Raw genomic sequence first — 15858 nt, forward strand, 5'->3', positions numbered from 1 at the left:
TCGGTCGCCTGGCAAACCTAAATTAGCCGCCATGACCTTCGTTTAACGGGGACCTGCCTGCGCACAGGCACCGCCTGCGTTCAGGCCCAATTCGGCTGGAAGTCCCCATGAGACGTGCACCCGCTATTCGCCACCGCCTGCTTCTGGGCGGCTTAGCCCTGCTGAGCCTGGGCAGTCTTCTGGCCTGGCGTACCCTACCCTTGGGCGCGGTACCGACCAACACCGTCAGCGTGACGCGTGCAGACATCGAAAGCAGCGTCACCGCGCTGGGCACGCTGCAACCCAGGCGCTATGTGGATGTTGGCGCACAAGCGTCCGGGCAGATTCGCACGCTCCATGTCGAAGCCGGCGATACCGTGCGCAAGGGACAACTGCTGGTGGAGATTGACCCGTCCACACAGCAGGCGCGCGTGGATGCCGGGCGCTTCTCCATCGACAACCTCAAGGCGCAGCTCGCCGAGCAGCGCGCCCAGTTCAAACTGGCCAGGCAGCAGCTCGCCCGCCAGCGCAGCCTAGCCGATGCCGGCGCCACCCGCGAAGAGGATGTGCAGGCGGCCGATGCGCAGCTCAGCGTCACCCAGGCGCGTATCGACATGTACCAAGCGCAAATCCGCCAGGCCCAGGCGAGCCTGCGCAGTGACGAGGCCGAATTGGGCTATACCCGTATCTACGCCCCGATGGATGGCACCGTGGTGGCGGTGGATGCCCGTGAAGGCCAGACCCTCAATGCCCAGCAACAAACCCCATTGATTCTGCGCATCGCCAAGCTCTCGCCGATGACGGTGTGGGCGCAGGTGTCGGAGGCCGATATCGGCAAGGTCAAGCCCGGCATGACGGCCTATTTCACGACACTGGCCGGCGGCAAGCGCCGCTGGAGCAGCCGCGTCAGGCAGATCCTGCCGATTCCACCCAAACCGCTGGAGCAAACCAGCAGCGGTGGCGGCAGCCCGGCGAGCGCGACCAATGGCGCCACCGGTACTCAGGTGGTGCAGTACACCGTCTTGCTGGATGTGGAGAACCCTGACGGTGCGCTGATGGCCGAAATGACCACGCAAGTGTTCTTCGTCGCCGGGCAGGCCAGCGGTGTACTGACCGTACCCCTGGCTGCGCTGGACGAACAGGATGGCGTGCACATTGCACAGGTGCTCGCCCCCGATGGCCAGGTGCGACCGCGTCAGGTACGAACAGGGCTGAGCGATCGCCTGCGTGTGCAGGTGCTCGATGGCCTGGGCGAAGGTGAGCGGTTGCTGATCGGCCAAGGCAGTGGAGGCTGAATGACCACGCCCCTGATCGAACTGCGCGACATCTGCAAGGCTTACGGCGGCTTCGGCACCCCCAAGGTGGACGTGCTGCGAGGTATCAGCCTGCGCATTCATCCCGGTGAGTTCGTTGCGATCGTTGGCGCTTCGGGCTCCGGAAAATCCACCCTGATGAACATCCTCGGTTGCCTGGACCGCCCCACCAGCGGCAGCTATCACTTCGCGGGGATGGACGTGGCCGAGCTGGGCAACGATGAGCTGGCTTGGCTGCGCCGTGAGGCGTTCGGATTCGTCTTTCAAGGTTATCACCTGATCCCCTCCGGCTCTGCGCTGGAAAACGTAGAGATGCCGGCCATCTATGCCGGCATCCCGGCCCAGGAGCGCCACGCCCGCGCCGCGGCCCTGCTGGAGCGGCTAGGCTTGGCAAGCCGCACCGCCAACCGCCCGCATCAACTGTCGGGCGGTCAGCAGCAGCGGGTGTCGATTGCCCGCGCCTTGATGAACGGTGGCCACATCATCCTCGCCGACGAGCCTACCGGCGCCCTGGACAGCCACAGCGGCAAGGAAGTCATGGCGTTGCTGGACGAATTGGCCAGCCAAGGTCATGTGATCATCCTGATCACCCACGACCGAGATGTCGCGGCCCGCGCGCACCGGGTCATCGAGATCCGCGACGGCCTCATGATCAGCGACTCGGCCGATGAGCGCGACGGCACAGCCCGCCACCCAGGCCTGCAGGCCGATGCTCTGCGTCAGCGCCTGGACCAGGGGGCGCAGTTGCGCGGCGCCTGGAAAGGCGAGCTGGTCGAAGCACTCCAGGCAGCCTGGCGCATCATGTGGATCAATCGCTTTCGCACGGCGCTCACCTTGCTGGGTATCGTCATCGGGGTAGCCTCGGTTGTGGTCATGCTGGCCGTGGGCGAAGGCAGCAAGCGCCAGGTGATGGCGCAGATGGCCGCGTTCGGCTCGAACATCCTTTATCTCAACGGCAAGCCGGCGACACTCGGCGAGCCGGCAGGCACCGTCACCCTGGACGATGTCGCGGCCATCGGCGAATTGCCGCAGGTCAAGCACGTCATGCCCGTGATCGGGGAAAAGCTCATGGTGCGCCAGAACAACACCAGCCAGGTGTTTTACGTGGGCGGCAACAACACTTGGTTCGAGGACATTTTCAACTGGCCCGTGGTGGAAGGCTCATTCTTCAGCCAGGCCGACGAAGCCGCCGCGGCGGCGGTCGCCGTGATTGGCCAGAAAGTGCGGGAAAAGATGCTGGGCGACCATGCCAACCCGATCGGTCAATACCTGCTGATCGGCAACGTGCCATTCCAGGTGATCGGCATACTGGCGGGAAAAGGCGCCAGCTCCGGCGACCAGGACAGCGACGGGCGTATCGTGGTGCCGTACTCGGCCGCCGCCATCCGCCTGTTCGGTCATCGCGACCCCGACTACATCACCATTGCGGCGCGCGATTCGACCCAGGTCAACGCGACCGAGGCGGCCATCGATCACCTGTTGCGCCAACGCCACCAGGGCCGCCACGATTTCGAACTGACCAACGATGCGGCGTTGATCCAGGCCGAGGCACGCACCCAGAGCAGCCTATCGCTGATGCTAGGCGCCATCGCGGCCATCTCGCTACTGGTGGGCGGCATTGGGGTGATGAACATCATGCTGATGACCGTGCGCGAGCGTACCCGCGAAATTGGTATCCGCATGGCCACCGGAGCCCGCCAGCGCGACATCATGCGCCAGTTCCTCAGTGAGGCGGTCATGCTCTCGATGGTGGGCGGGCTCAGTGGCATCGTCCTGGCCTTGGTCGTCGGCGCCGGCTTGATGCTGGCCGATATCGCGGTGGCCTTCGCGCTGCCAGCCATGCTTGGCGCTTTTACCTGCGCTGTGATCACCGGCATCGTGTTCGGCTTCATGCCCGCACGCAAAGCCGCCCGACTCGACCCGGTCAAAGCCCTTACCAGCGAATAAGCCATGCCCTTGCCAAGCCGCATCAGCCTGTTGACCCTTTGCCTGGCGTTCGCCGGGTGCAGCCCACCCACCCTGCCCCAGGCAGCGGTCGATATGCCGCGTACCTGGCAGGGCCCGACACACGCTTTCGGTGAGGCCAACCGACCGGCGCGTCAGTGGTGGCAGTCCTTCAACAGCCCCGAGCTGGACAGCCTGGTGCAACGCACCCTGCTTAACAGCCACGATCTGGCGGCCGCCACCGCACGCATCCGGCAGGCCAGAGCGCGAGCCGCCATCGCCAACGCACCCCTGCTGCCAGCGGTCGAGCTGGGCGTGGATGCCAGCCGCCAGCGGCTGCTCAAGGGTGAGGGTTATAACGACCTCGATGCCACCCGTAGCGAGCGCACCAGTACCGCGTTCGATACCCAGCTCAGTGCCAGCTATGAAATCGATTTCTGGGGCGGCCTGCGGGCTAGCCGCGACAACGCCCTGCGCACATTGCAAGCCAGCCGCTTCGACCGGCAGACGGTGCAGTTGACCCTGCTCAGCGACATCGCCGACACGTATCTGCAGGGCCTGGCCTTAGCCGAACAACTGCGCATCGCCCAACTGAACCTGGACAATGCACGGGGCATTTTGCGCCTGGTCCAGGCACGCCAGCGCGCAGGCTCGGCAACACGCCTGGAGCTTGCCCAGCAGCGCAGCCTGGTCGCGGCCCAGGAGCGTCAGGTCCCCCTGATGGCGCAACGCGTGCAAGATACCCGCATCACCCTTGCAACATTGCTCGGCGACCCAGTACAGCAACTGCCGACCAGCCGCCAGCCGTTCGCCAGCGTGGCCTGGCCGACGGTTGACAGCGGCCTGCCCAGCGACCTGCTGACCCGTCGCCCCGATATCGCCGCCGCCGAGGCCCGCCTGGCAGCGGCCAACGCCAACGTGCAGGTGGCCCGGGCGGCCATGCTGCCCAAGGTAACCCTTGGCGCCACCCTGGGCAGCGGCGCGCGCACCTTCGCCCAGACGCTGGAAAGCCCCTATTACACCCTGACCTCTGGTCTGCTTGCGCCGATTTTCGACAACGGCAGGCTCAGGGCTTCCCGCGATCTGGCCGAGGCCGAGCAGGCCGAACTGCTGGAGCAGTATCGCAGCAGCATTCTCGCTGGCCTGAGCGATGTGGAGAAGGCGCTCAATGCCCTGGACGGTGTCGACCGCCAACGCCACTGGCAGGACGAAGAAGTGCGACAAGCTCAACTGGCCTTTGACCTGGCCGAACAGCGCTATGGGGCAGGCGCCGAGACCGTACTGACCGTGCTGGAAACCCAGCGCACGCTGTATGTAGCCCAGGATCAGCAGGCAACGCTTCGCCTGGCCCGCTTGCAAGCGAGCGTGGCGCTTTACAAGGCGCTCGGTGGTGGGTGGCAGGTGGGCGGTGATGCCCCTTAGGCGCAACGCTGGGCTGGAAAAACGCCAGGGTCGCCGAGGCCGCTGCGCGGCCTATCGCGGCATGAATCTCCATGAACCCTCACCGCAATGGCCGCGTCACCTTGATATGCCGGGCATACCATGGCCGCTGCGGCACCTTGGGCCGTAACGCGGCCAAACGATCATCCTCGGCATAGATGATGCGCAGGGCCAGCTTCATGGTCTCCGGGTCCATCTCCACACTCCGCCCTGGGCGCAGCCCAGGCACTGTGGAGCATCCATGGGTATCAGGCCCCAGCCAGGGGTCGGCAACTTCCACCCATCGCCCCGGCGCGAACCAGGGCACGCCGTTGACGTCCAGGCGCCGCACTTCACCAGGATGAAGCCGTTCATGGGCCTGGAACCAGTCCTCGATGCGGTCGTCGATCCAGCCATGAAAGCGCCAGAACACCGGGTTCACATGGGATGAAAAAGGGTCGCCGAGAAAATCGTTCTCGGCGCCATACCAGCGTTGGGCATAGTCGTCGGGCGTGCGCGCCATCGGCACCGGCATGCCGTTGGCCGGATCGCGCGGCACCGAGGCCCAGCGCATGTGCAGCCAGTCATGCAAGCCCAGCTCCAGCTCTGAGCCAAACTGCCCCAAGGTCAAGGTACTGAGGTAATGCGGATCGCTGTAGCGCGACTCCCAGACCTGGAAGTTGCCGTAGAACGTGTCCGGGCTCTTGATGTCACGCACCCACTGGGTGTACTCCTCGTCATCATCGGCCAGCCATGTCGGCGGCAAGGCGTTGCCGTCATGGTTGTCGAAGTAGGCTGCGAACCCTACGCGGTCGCGCTCGAGCGCTGGCTGGGGCAAAGGAAAACGCGGCCACGACGGTAACGGCTCAATGGCCCTGGCGTTGCCCAGCATGTGCCGATGCATGAACAGAAAGTCCTCGCCGGAGCCGTTGCGGTCCTTGTGCCGGCCCCGTGCATCACGCTCGCGCGCCCTCGGCCCTGGCTGCCAGCCAAGCCCGCGCAACGCACCGCGCTTTTCGTCATCGAGCTTGTGCCACTTGTCCCGCGACGCATGCCAGAGCTGGTGAAACAGCCGGTGTTCCGGCGCGATCAGCTTCGCCAGCAACGGCGCCGACAATGGCGTGCGCTCCCGCGCTTCGGGGAACGTTCTTTTCAGCGCCAGGAAACGGTTGTCCTGCACGGGCAGCGCCAGTGGCCGCTCAAGCGCCGCCACGTGCCCGCTCAAGGTCGCAGGCCCTGCGTTGCCGTACGCCCCCCAGACCTCGTCAAGCACAACCTGGCACTCGTAGCGTGCCCCCAGGGGGTTGGCGTCCGTGGCCAACAGCCGCCAGCGCAGTGTCCCTGGTCGGTCGAGCAACAAGTCAGCCACCACCCGATAGCGTGGCTCCAGGGTGCTGCGCAAACGTTCAGGGGTGTCGAGGTAGCCGCGCAACCCCCGCCCGCTCGAGGCCACATCCAGGAAAAGCTCAAGCTCCCCTGACGGCATACCGGCGAGCCCGGCCTCGCGGCCTTGAGGTGTCCAGCGCCAGATACCGCGCAAGGTGTCGCCCAGCTGCCTGACAGGCGTATCGGCAAGTTCCACCACCGCCTCGCCGGGGGTCTCAGGGTATTGCTCTTCACTGGCTCGCCGCCGCTGCAGGTACCGCGTGCCTGGCACTGCCATACCCGTCAATGCCACACCGGCGATGAACCCGCGTCGAGAAATCGTCATTGCCCTACCTGTGCTTTCACTTCGGCCATGGAGCACGGCCCATCCAAGGCTAGGACGTGGCTCGGCGGGCGAAATTTAGCGCTGCAGTGCGCCCTGGCACCTGTCTTCAGTCAACGGGCGGGCGCTTAAATTTCCGCTATCGCAGCTCGTTCCCTCCAGGTAGCGGCGGCATCCAAGCCCATCCCTCGACGGTGAACCTACTGAGACCAAGATGACGACACCACGCTGGAAAAAAGCCTTGTATATCAGCCTGGCCGCGGCCGTGACCGCCGGTGCCGGGTGGGCGGCCTGGGACTATCTCGACACGCCGTCAGGCTACCCCAGGGACGTCATGCGCCAGGCCAATGACCTGCAGGAACGCCTGCTTTCGTTCGACAGCCACATCACACTGCCGCTGACCTTCGGCACCGAAGGCAGCGAAGCCGACCAAGACGGTGCTGGTCGCTTCGACCTGAACAAAGCGGCGCGCGGGCGCCTGTCTGCCGCTGCCCTGACCATTTTCGCCTGGCCCGAATCCTGGACCGGCGACGATGGCCCACACCGCCCTACCCCCGGCTTCGTCGAGGCCGCCCGCCACACGCAAGAGGTGCGCTACAACGCCATCATGGGCATGGTCCGCGACTTCCCCGAACGGGTGGGCGTTGCCTATACCCCGCAGGACATGCGCAGGTTGCACGGCGAAGGCAAGTTTGCGGTGTTGCTCAGCATGCTCAATGCCTACGCACTGGGCGACGACCTGGACCAGCTGGACCGTTGGGCTGCGCGCGGCGTGCGCCTGTTCGGCTTCAGCTACGTGGGCAACAACAGCTGGGCCGACTCCTCGCGCCCGCTGCCCTTTTTCAATGACACCGTCGATGCACTCGAAGGCCTGTCATCCATCGGCAAGCAGGCAGTACAGCGCCTGAACGATCTGGGGGTGATCATCGACGTGTCGCAGATGTCCAGCCAGGCCCTGGCCCAGGTCGTGGCGCTCAGCCGGGCACCGGTGGTGGCGTCGCATTCGGCGCCCCGGGCGATGGTCGACATCCGCCGCAACCTGTCGGACAAGGAAATGCAACTGATCAAGGACAGCGGCGGTGTCATCCAGATCGTCGCCTTCTCCACCTACCTCAAGCCCTTGAGCAACAAAACCCAGGAGCGCCTCAACGCGCTGCGCAGCGACTATGCCCTGCCGCCCCTGGCTGACCTGAACTACGCCCTCATGCCGGGCGACCCCGTAATCGCGGGCTGGCCGGAACAGAAAGTGGGCCAGTACGCCAATGCGTTGTACGCCATTCTCGACGAAGAACCGCCAGCCACGCTCAAGGACTACGGCGACGCCATCGACTACGCGGTGCGCAAGGTCGGCATCGACCATGTAGGCCTGAGTTCGGACTTCAACGAAGGCGGTGGCATTGACGGCTGGCAGGACGCCAGCGAGGCCCGCAACGTCACGGCCGAACTGATTACACGAGGTTACTCCGAAGCTGACATCAGCAAGCTGTGGGGCGGCAATTTCCTGCGTGTCTGGCAGCAGGTGCAGGCGGCAGCGGCCCCTGGCGCCACCCCCTCACGATGATGATGCGAGCCCTCAGATGAACGACCGTCGCGCCTTTCTCAAGCAGGCCAGCCTGCTCGCTGCCAGCCTGCCACTGGCAAGCCATTTGATACCCGCCGCCCAGGCAGCGCCCACACGGGCCGCAGGCTCTGACGCCTGGGCGGGCTTTCGCAGCTTGTTCGACCTCGACCCAGCCTACGCCCACTTCGCCAACTTTCTGATCACCTCGCACCCAAAACCGGTACGCGACGCCATCGAGGCTCTGCGCGCGCAATTCGATCGGCACCCGGCCCGGCTGGTGGACTGGGATAGCCAGTCGGAATGGAAGCACGAAGCGCAGGTCCGCGAAGCGGCGGCCCGTTACCTGCAAGTCGCACCACGGCAAATTGCCCTGACCGGCAGCACGACAGAGGGCTTGGGCCTAATCTACGGCGGGCTCAAGATAGCACCCGGGCAAGAGATCCTGACGACGGTGCACGAGCACTCGGCAGCGCGCCACACGTTGGACTTTCGCACCGCCCGCGATGGCACCCCGGTACGCCGGCTGCGCCTGTTCGACGAGCCGTGGAACCTGTCCACCGACCAAGTGCTGAGCACCATCAAGGCGGCCATCAACCCCAAGACCCGCGTGCTGGGCATGACCTGGGTGCACTCGGGCAGTGGCGTGAAGCTGCCGGTGGGCGCCATCGGCGAACTGGTGCGCGAGGCCAACCGGGACCGCGCCGAGCATGAGCGCATCCTGTACGTCGTCGACGGCGTGCATGGCTTTGGTGTAGAGGACATGCACTTTGCCGAGCTCAACTGCGACTACTTCATTGCCGGCACGCACAAGTGGATGTTCGGCCCGCGCGGCACAGGGATCATCTGCGCGGCCAGCACCGCACTCGACAACCTGAACCCCCTCATCGCGACTTTTTCCGAAGATGAGGATTTCGCCACCACCTTCACCCCAGGCGGCTATCACGCCTTCGAGCACCGATGGGCGCTGGGCGCAGCCTTCGACTTGCACCTGCGGCACGGCAAGGCCGCCATACAGGCACGCATTCACGGCCTCAACGACTACCTCAAACAGCGGCTCGAAACGATGCCGGGCGTGCAACTGGTCACGCCGCGCAGCACTCGCCAATCGGCAGGTTTCACCTTCTTTCGGGTAGCCGACCAGGATGCCGACGAGGTCGCCGCCTACCTCAACAGCCAGCGCATCGTCGTCGATGCGGTGTCGCGCGACGTGGGTCCGGTGGTACGCACTGCACCGGGCCTGCTCAACACCGAAGCCGAAATCGACCGGCTGATCGCTGTGCTCACTCCACGCTTGCGCCGCTGAACCCCTCATGCAGACCATCGATCACGGACTTTTCACCATGCCCAACCTGCCTTGCGTTTCATTCAAGCCATTGTCCAGCACCCTGTACAGGCTCGGCACTGCCGTGCTGCTCGGCCTGCTGGCCAGCCCTGCCGTACACGCGGGCGAAGCGATCAAACCCGGTAGCGTTTTCAAGGACTGCCCACATTGCCCGGAAATGGTAGTGCTGCCCGCCGGCAGTTACCTGATGGGTACCCCGGAGGATGAAGTGGGTCGCGAATACGATGAGGGCCCGCAGCATACCGTGACCTTCGCCAAACCGTTCGCGGTGGGCCGCTTCCCGGTCACCGCAGGCGAGCTGGATGCGTACATCCGTGAAACCGGGGTCAAGATCGCCGATGGCGACACCCGTCCTGGCCGCTTCTGCAAGGCCAGCAAACCCACCTACAAGCAGGGCCCTCGCCAGCCGGCGGTGTGCATCAGCTGGTTCGACGCCGATGCGTATGCTCAATGGCTGACGAAAAAAACCGGGCACACTTACCGCCTGATCAGCGAGGCGCAGCGCGAATACGCCGCCCGGGCCGGCTCCACTGGCTCTTTCCCGTTCCCCTTCGACAACAACGACGAGAAGGCCTACAGCATCAGCCAGCACGCCAATACCTATGGCCCTGCCGATGGCTACTCCTACACCGCGCCCGTGGGCAGCTACCCGGCCAACGCCTTTGGCGTGTACGACATGCACGGCAATGTCTACGAGTGGACGGCCGACTGCCTGAACCCAGACTACGAAGGTGCGCCTGCCGATGGCAGCGCCTGGAAAACCGGCAACTGCGAGAAACGCGTCATGCGCGGCAACGACTGGGGCGAGGCCCCGGTGTTCTCGCGCTCGGGCAACCGCAACAACCGCTCGCCCGAGGTTCGCGGCGATTTCCTTGGTTTCCGAGTCGTCCGCGAACTCTGACAGCCCCACGCGATTGAGGAGAAACACATGACCCATCAACCTCGTGGCGCCGTCAGGGAACTGTTCGGCCTGCTCAAGCCGTTCTGGCCTCTGGTCACGGTTTGCATCGTCCTGGGCATGATCGGTGGCCTGAGCGTCACCGCTTTGCTGGCCACCATCAACAGCAGCTTGCACAGCGACGCCGGCCTGACACAGGGCGTGGTACTGGGCTTCGCTGGCCTGTGCCTGCTGGCCCTGCTCAGCTCGATTCTGTCCGACATGGGCACCAACTACGTAGGCCAACACGTCATCGCCACCTTGCGTCGTCAGCTGGGTGAGAAGGTGCTGGCCGCGCCCATCGACCAGATCGAGCGCTACCGCAGCCATCGGCTGATCCCGGTACTGACCCATGACGTGGACACCATCAGCGACTTCGCCTACGTCTTCGCCCCGCTGGCCATCTCGCTCACCGTGACGCTGGGGTGCCTGGGCTACCTGGCGCACCTGTCCTGGCAGATGTTCCTGGTGATCCTGGTGGCCATCGGTGTGGGCACCGTGCTGCAGTTCATCGCCCAGGCCAAAGGCATGCGGGGCTTCGAAGCCGCGCGGGAAGCCGAGGACGACTTGCAAAAACACTACAGTGCCATCGCCGAAGGGGCCAAGGAACTGCGCATTCACCGGCCGCGCCGCCAACGGATGTTCAGCCACGGCATCCGCGACACGGCCAATCGGATCTGCGCCACCCAGGTCCGCTCGATCAACACCTTCGTGATCGCCAAGACCCTGGGCTCGATGTTGTTCTTCGTGGTGATTGCGGTGGCGCTGGCCCTGCAATCGTACTGGCCCTCGGCGGACAAGAGCGTTACCAGCGGTTTCGTGCTGGTGCTGCTGTACATGAAAGGCCCGCTGGAGCACCTGATCAGCACCCTGCCAATCATCGGCAAGGCCCAGATCGCCTTTCGCCGTATTGCTGCGCTGTCGACGCAGTTCTCCTCGCCCGAACCACACCTGCTGCTGGACGACGCACGCAAACCAGCCATGGCCATGAACTTGCTAGAACTCAAGGACGTTCGCTACACCTTCCCTGCCGTGGAGGGCGCCGAGCCCTTCCAGTTCGGGCCGGTGAGCCTGCAGGTCCAGCAAGGCGACATCGTGTTCATCGTCGGTGAAAACGGCTGCGGCAAGACCACCCTGATCAAGCTGCTGCTGGGCCTGTATGCCCCGCAAGCCGGGAGCATCGTGCTCAACGGCCAGCCCGTGACGGCCCAGACCCGTGATGACTACCGCCAGCTGTTTACCACCATCTTCGCTGACTACTACCTGTTCGACGACGTGATCCAAGGCGATCAACCGCTACCCGATGACGCCGGGCGCTACCTCAGGCGCCTGGAGATCGACCACAAGGTGAGCATCCGCGACGGGGTGTTCAGCACCACCGACCTGTCCACCGGCCAGCGCAAGCGCCTGGCGCTGGTCAGCGCCTGGCTGGAGGAGCGTCCCGTATTGGTGTTCGATGAATGGGCCGCCGACCAGGATCCGACCTTCAGGCGGATCTTCTACACCGAGCTGCTGCCGGACCTGAAGCGGCTGGGCAAGACCATCATCGTGATCTCCCACGACGATCGCTACTTCGATATGGCCGACCACTTGGTGCGCCTGCACCGCGGCAAGATCGCGCCAGCACTCCATCCCGCCTGAAGCGTTGTAACCGGACTGAAATTTTTCTTTCCGGTTTTCCTGTGCTGGTGCGTCTCACTGAGCAACTAATACAAATCATTATCATTTAAATCTCCACCAGAGAGGATGTAATGCCAGCCCTTAGCACGCTCAACCCGATCACCCAAGCCTTCAGGCTTCACCGTGTCTTCCAGACGACGCTGCTCGGCTCGAGCCTGGGCATGGCGCTGTGCCTGCCGCTGTCGGCCCAGGTGATGGCCCAGGAAGTGGACGTGGACATTGCCGCCATGCCGCTCTCCGCTTCGCTGCAGGCGTTCGGTCGCCAGGCCGACCAGCAGGTGCTGTTCAGCCCCGATGATGTGCAAGGGCTCAACGGTCGAGCCGTCAAGGGCCACCTCACCGCGCAGCAGGCCCTGGCAACCTTGCTGGCAGGCACGGGGCTTGCGTACGACATCCAGGGCAACAGCGTGACCATTCACCGTCGTGGCAACGACACCAGCTCGCTGCAGCTGGACGCCACCACCGTGCAAAGCAACCTGGACGGTTCGAGCGAAGCCAGCCGTTCGTACACCGTCAACAGCAGCAGTGCGTCCACCAAGCTGCCCATGTCCCTGCGCGAAACCCCCCAGTCGGTCAGCGTCATGACCCGTCAACGCCTGCAAGACCAACAGCTGACCACCCTGAGTGACGTGCTCAAGCAGGCGCCGGGCCTGTCGGTGCAGAACATCGACAGTGAGCGGGTGAACATCTATTCGCGCGGCTATTCGATCGACAGCTACCAGTTCGACGGTATCCCCACGACCCTGATCGTGCAGACCAGTGCCAGCCCACAAAGCCTGATCGACACCTCGATTTATGATCGCGTCGAAATCGTGCGCGGCGCTACCGGCCTGATGACAGGCGCCGGTGACCCCTCGGGCAGCATCAACCTGGTCCGCAAGCGCCCGACCTCCACCTTCCAGGGCTCGATCACCGCCGGGGCGGGTTCCTGGGACACCTACCGCACCGAGGTGGACGTGTCCGGCCCCCTGACCGACGATGCCCGCCTGCGCGGTCGCACGGTCGTGGCGTACAAGCAGGGCAACAGCTACATCGACCACTACCAGCAGGAAAAACAGACCTACTACGGCATCCTCGAAGCCGACCTCACCGACAGCACCCTGTTGAGCGTGGGCGTGGACTACCAGAAGAACAACCCGCGTGGCGTATCGTTCGCCAGCTTCCCGCTGTTCTACAGCAATGGCGAACAGACCGACTTTTCCCGTTCGATCAACGCAGGTTCGCGCTGGAGCTACCGTAAGCAGAACACCCTTACCACCTTCGCCAACCTTGAGCAGAGCCTGGTCAACGACTGGAAGCTCAAGGTGGCGGTCAACAACATGTACAGTTCGCGCGACTATTCCCTGGCCTCGCTCAGCGGCGACTTCCCCGACAAGCAAACCGGCGAAGGGGCCTACCTGTACGGCGGCGACGGCTCAGGCTCGCAGCGCCAACTGGGCATCGACGCCTTGGTCCAGGGCCCCTTCCAGCTGTTGGGCCGCGAGCATGAGCTGGTGATCGGCTTGAGCGGTTCGGAATTCCACGACTACAGCGACCCGGCCGACGACGACCTGGAAGGCCGTCCGGCCAACATCTACACCTGGGACAACGACACCGAGCGCCCCCTTTCCGTGGGCAAGCTGATGAACGACGACACCACCGTGCGTCAGAACGCCGCGTACATGGTGGCGCGTTTCAAACCCACCGATGACCTGTCGCTGATCCTGGGCGCACGGGTGGGCGACTACAGCTACAAGAAAAAAACCGTGGCCAACCCGTCCTATCCGGGCCTGAACAGCCGCGCCTCCACCCGCGAGAGCGGTTTCGTCACCCCTTATGCAGGGGTGGTGTACGACCTTACCGACATCCACTCGCTTTACGCGAGCTACACCAAGATCTACAAGCCGCAGTCGATCCGCGATCAGGCAGGCAAGACCCTGGAATCGCGCGAAGGTGACAACTACGAAATTGGCCTGAAAAGCGAATTTCTGGATGGGCGGGTCAACACCGCCGTCGCCCTTTACGAAATCAAGCAGGACAACCTGGGCGTGGCCACCGGCGAAACCGTCGAAGGGACCATTCGTGAGTCGGCGTACCGCGCGGTGTCCGGCGCCAAGACCCGCGGCATCGACATGGAAATCTACGGCGAAGTCATGCCCGACTGGAACGTCAGCGCCAGCTACAGCCACAGCCTGACCAAGGACTCGGACCGCGAGCGCATCATGACCGAAGCGCCTGCCAACCTGGTCAAGCTCTGGACCACATACCGCCTGCCCGGCGATCTCAACCAGCTGACCGTGGGCGGCGGCATGAACTGGCAGAGCGGCCTGAGCCTGACCACCAGCCAGGGCAAGGCGACCCAGCAGCAATACGCTGTGTTCGACCTGATGGCACGCTACGACATCACCAAGGAACTGAGCGCCACCGTCAACGTGAACAACGTGTTCGACAAGAAGTACTTCAGCGCATTGGACCCCACGTTCTTCACCGGTTACTACGGTGAGCCCCGCAACGTGATGTTCACCACCCGGTACAGCTTCTAAAGCCCCTGTCTGTGACGACAAGCCGGCTCGGCGACTGAGCCGGCTTGCCTGCGAAGTGCAGGGAGGCAGCGCGACTCGAACGCTATCAAGCATCCCGTCACCTCCCCACGTATAAGATCGGTGATGCCGAAAAACTGCATTCACTGGTCATCGAGCGTGGGTTCAAGGTCTGGTGGCTACTGATCTACTTCATCGCCTCATTGCTCGCAGCTTCACCCTTGATTTCGACCGGCCCTAGGGCTTTCCTGCTCGGTTTATGTGGTTGGCTGCAGTCACCACTCCCTGTGGCGGCTTGTATGCCTACCTGGCATTGCGGGATTTCATCAAGATCACCCGCGCGCAAGCCTTAGTTAAGAATCAGAAAAAGCACACACCTACTCTCCAAGTTGGTCGCACTACATAGGCCTGGATGTGTGTGCTCTGTTACGGTAACGGCACGCGAGGACTATTACGCTCGTCCCCCAACCGCGCTCAACCACGCCCCCACATCCCGATAAATCCCCCCGACCTGCCCCACCAACCCCGACATCCGCAAAAAGTCATGGCTAAGCCCCTGCGCCCGCACAAAGGTCACCGGCGTCCCGCTTGCCTGCAACCTGTCGCGATACGCTAGGCCTTCATCGTGCAATGGGTCGTACTCCGCTACCCACAGGTAGGCCGGCGCCAGCGGCGTGTCCACTTGGGCCAGCAGCGGTGAAGCGCGCCAGTCCAGGCGTTGTTCGGGCAGCGGTGCGTAATGCTGGTAGAACCACGCCAGCGTCTCGGTCTCCAGCAAATAGCCTTCGGCATGCTGGCGGTGGGAGTCGCGCAGGCACGACAGGTCGGTGACCGGGTAGAACAGTAACTGCGCCAACGGCTTGATCGCCAGCGTTTCAGGGGCCTTGACCGCAGTGATGGCCAGGACGGTCGCAAGGCTTGCGCCGACGCTGTCGCCGGCAAACACCACCCGGCGGTTGTCCAGCCCAAGGGCCAGGGCGTGCTCGGCCAGCCAGTTGGCGGCATCGAGCGCGTCGTTCACAGGGACCGGAAAACGGTGCTCCGGCGCCAGTCGGTAATCCGGGGCGAGCACTGCGAAGTCGCCCATGCTCGCCAGGCGCCGGCACACCGAGTCGTGCGAGTCGAGGCTGCCGACCACATAGCCGCCGCCGTGCAGGTAGAGGATCACCGGTTGCGGTGCAGCTGCAGGCTGCCCGTTGCGGTAGAGCCGAGCGGGCAGCTGGGCGCCGTCGCGGGTCGGGATGCTCAGTTCGCTGACACTCAGGTCACCGGGCGGGCTGGGGTCGAGCACTTGCGAGCTGGCGGCGAATTCGGCGCGGGCCTGGGCCACGTCCATCGCGTGCATGGGCTGGCTCTTGCCGGTCAGCCTGCCGAATTCGACCAGTTCCAGAAACGCTGCCAGGTCAGGGTGCAATGCCATGTTCGATCCTTACTTGAAAATCAGTGACAGGGCGCG

The 15858-nt window shown here is 64.2% G+C and carries 10 protein-coding genes; 8 read left to right on the plus strand and 2 right to left on the minus strand.

The features are described from left to right. Positions 1-107: 107 nt before the first annotated feature. Genes NMB38_RS14135 through NMB38_RS14145 form a run of 3 tightly spaced genes read left to right on the plus strand, consistent with a single transcriptional unit; the run spans position 108 to position 4658 of the window. Complete coding sequence (locus tag NMB38_RS14135) at positions 108-1274, plus strand: efflux RND transporter periplasmic adaptor subunit (protein ID WP_049695671.1); 1167 nt, start codon at positions 108-110, stop codon at positions 1272-1274. Next, positions 1275-3239: a MacB family efflux pump subunit gene (locus NMB38_RS14140; protein WP_049695670.1), complete on the plus strand. Its 1965-nt coding sequence runs from the start codon at positions 1275-1277 to the stop codon at positions 3237-3239. Between the two features lie 3 nt (positions 3240-3242). Beyond that, positions 3243-4658, plus strand: a complete 1416-nt coding sequence (locus NMB38_RS14145) for an efflux transporter outer membrane subunit (protein ID WP_490805911.1) — start codon at positions 3243-3245, stop codon at positions 4656-4658. A 79-nt stretch (positions 4659-4737) separates the two neighbouring features. Here the strand turns inward: NMB38_RS14145 and pvdP are convergent, their stop codons facing one another. Further along, positions 4738-6366, minus strand: a complete 1629-nt coding sequence (gene pvdP / locus NMB38_RS14150; RefSeq protein WP_111475283.1) for a pyoverdine maturation tyrosinase PvdP — start codon at positions 6364-6366, stop codon at positions 4738-4740. A gap of 211 nt (positions 6367-6577) precedes the next feature. Between pvdP and NMB38_RS14155 the strand changes: the two genes are divergently transcribed. The 5 genes from NMB38_RS14155 (at position 6578) to NMB38_RS14175 (ending at position 14405) form a co-directional block, all read left to right on the plus strand. Then, the gene (locus tag NMB38_RS14155) at positions 6578-7924 is read left to right on the plus strand and encodes a dipeptidase (RefSeq protein ID WP_027916311.1); all 1347 of its coding nucleotides are present in this window, start codon (positions 6578-6580) and stop codon (positions 7922-7924) included. A 16-nt stretch (positions 7925-7940) separates the two neighbouring features. Beyond that, entirely contained in the window at positions 7941-9227 is a 1287-nt protein-coding gene (gene pvdN, locus NMB38_RS14160; protein WP_049695666.1) for a pyoverdine-tailoring periplasmic protein PvdN, read from the plus strand. Between the two features lie 37 nt (positions 9228-9264). Further along, entirely contained in the window at positions 9265-10167 is a 903-nt protein-coding gene (gene pvdO / locus NMB38_RS14165; RefSeq protein WP_033736625.1) for a dihydropyoverdine dehydrogenase, read from the plus strand. A gap of 27 nt (positions 10168-10194) precedes the next feature. After that, the gene (locus tag NMB38_RS14170; RefSeq protein WP_088523612.1) at positions 10195-11844 is read left to right on the plus strand and encodes a cyclic peptide export ABC transporter; all 1650 of its coding nucleotides are present in this window, start codon (positions 10195-10197) and stop codon (positions 11842-11844) included. Between the two features lie 110 nt (positions 11845-11954). Beyond that, positions 11955-14405, plus strand: coding sequence for a TonB-dependent siderophore receptor (locus tag NMB38_RS14175; RefSeq protein WP_241194998.1), 2451 nt, complete (start codon positions 11955-11957; stop codon positions 14403-14405). A 448-nt stretch (positions 14406-14853) separates the two neighbouring features. Here the strand turns inward: NMB38_RS14175 and NMB38_RS14180 are convergent, their stop codons facing one another. Then, complete coding sequence (locus tag NMB38_RS14180; protein ID WP_027916316.1) at positions 14854-15822, minus strand: alpha/beta hydrolase; 969 nt, start codon at positions 15820-15822, stop codon at positions 14854-14856. Between the last annotated feature and the right edge of the window lie 36 nt (positions 15823-15858).

The organism is Pseudomonas sp. FBCC-B35, assembly GCF_059133755.1.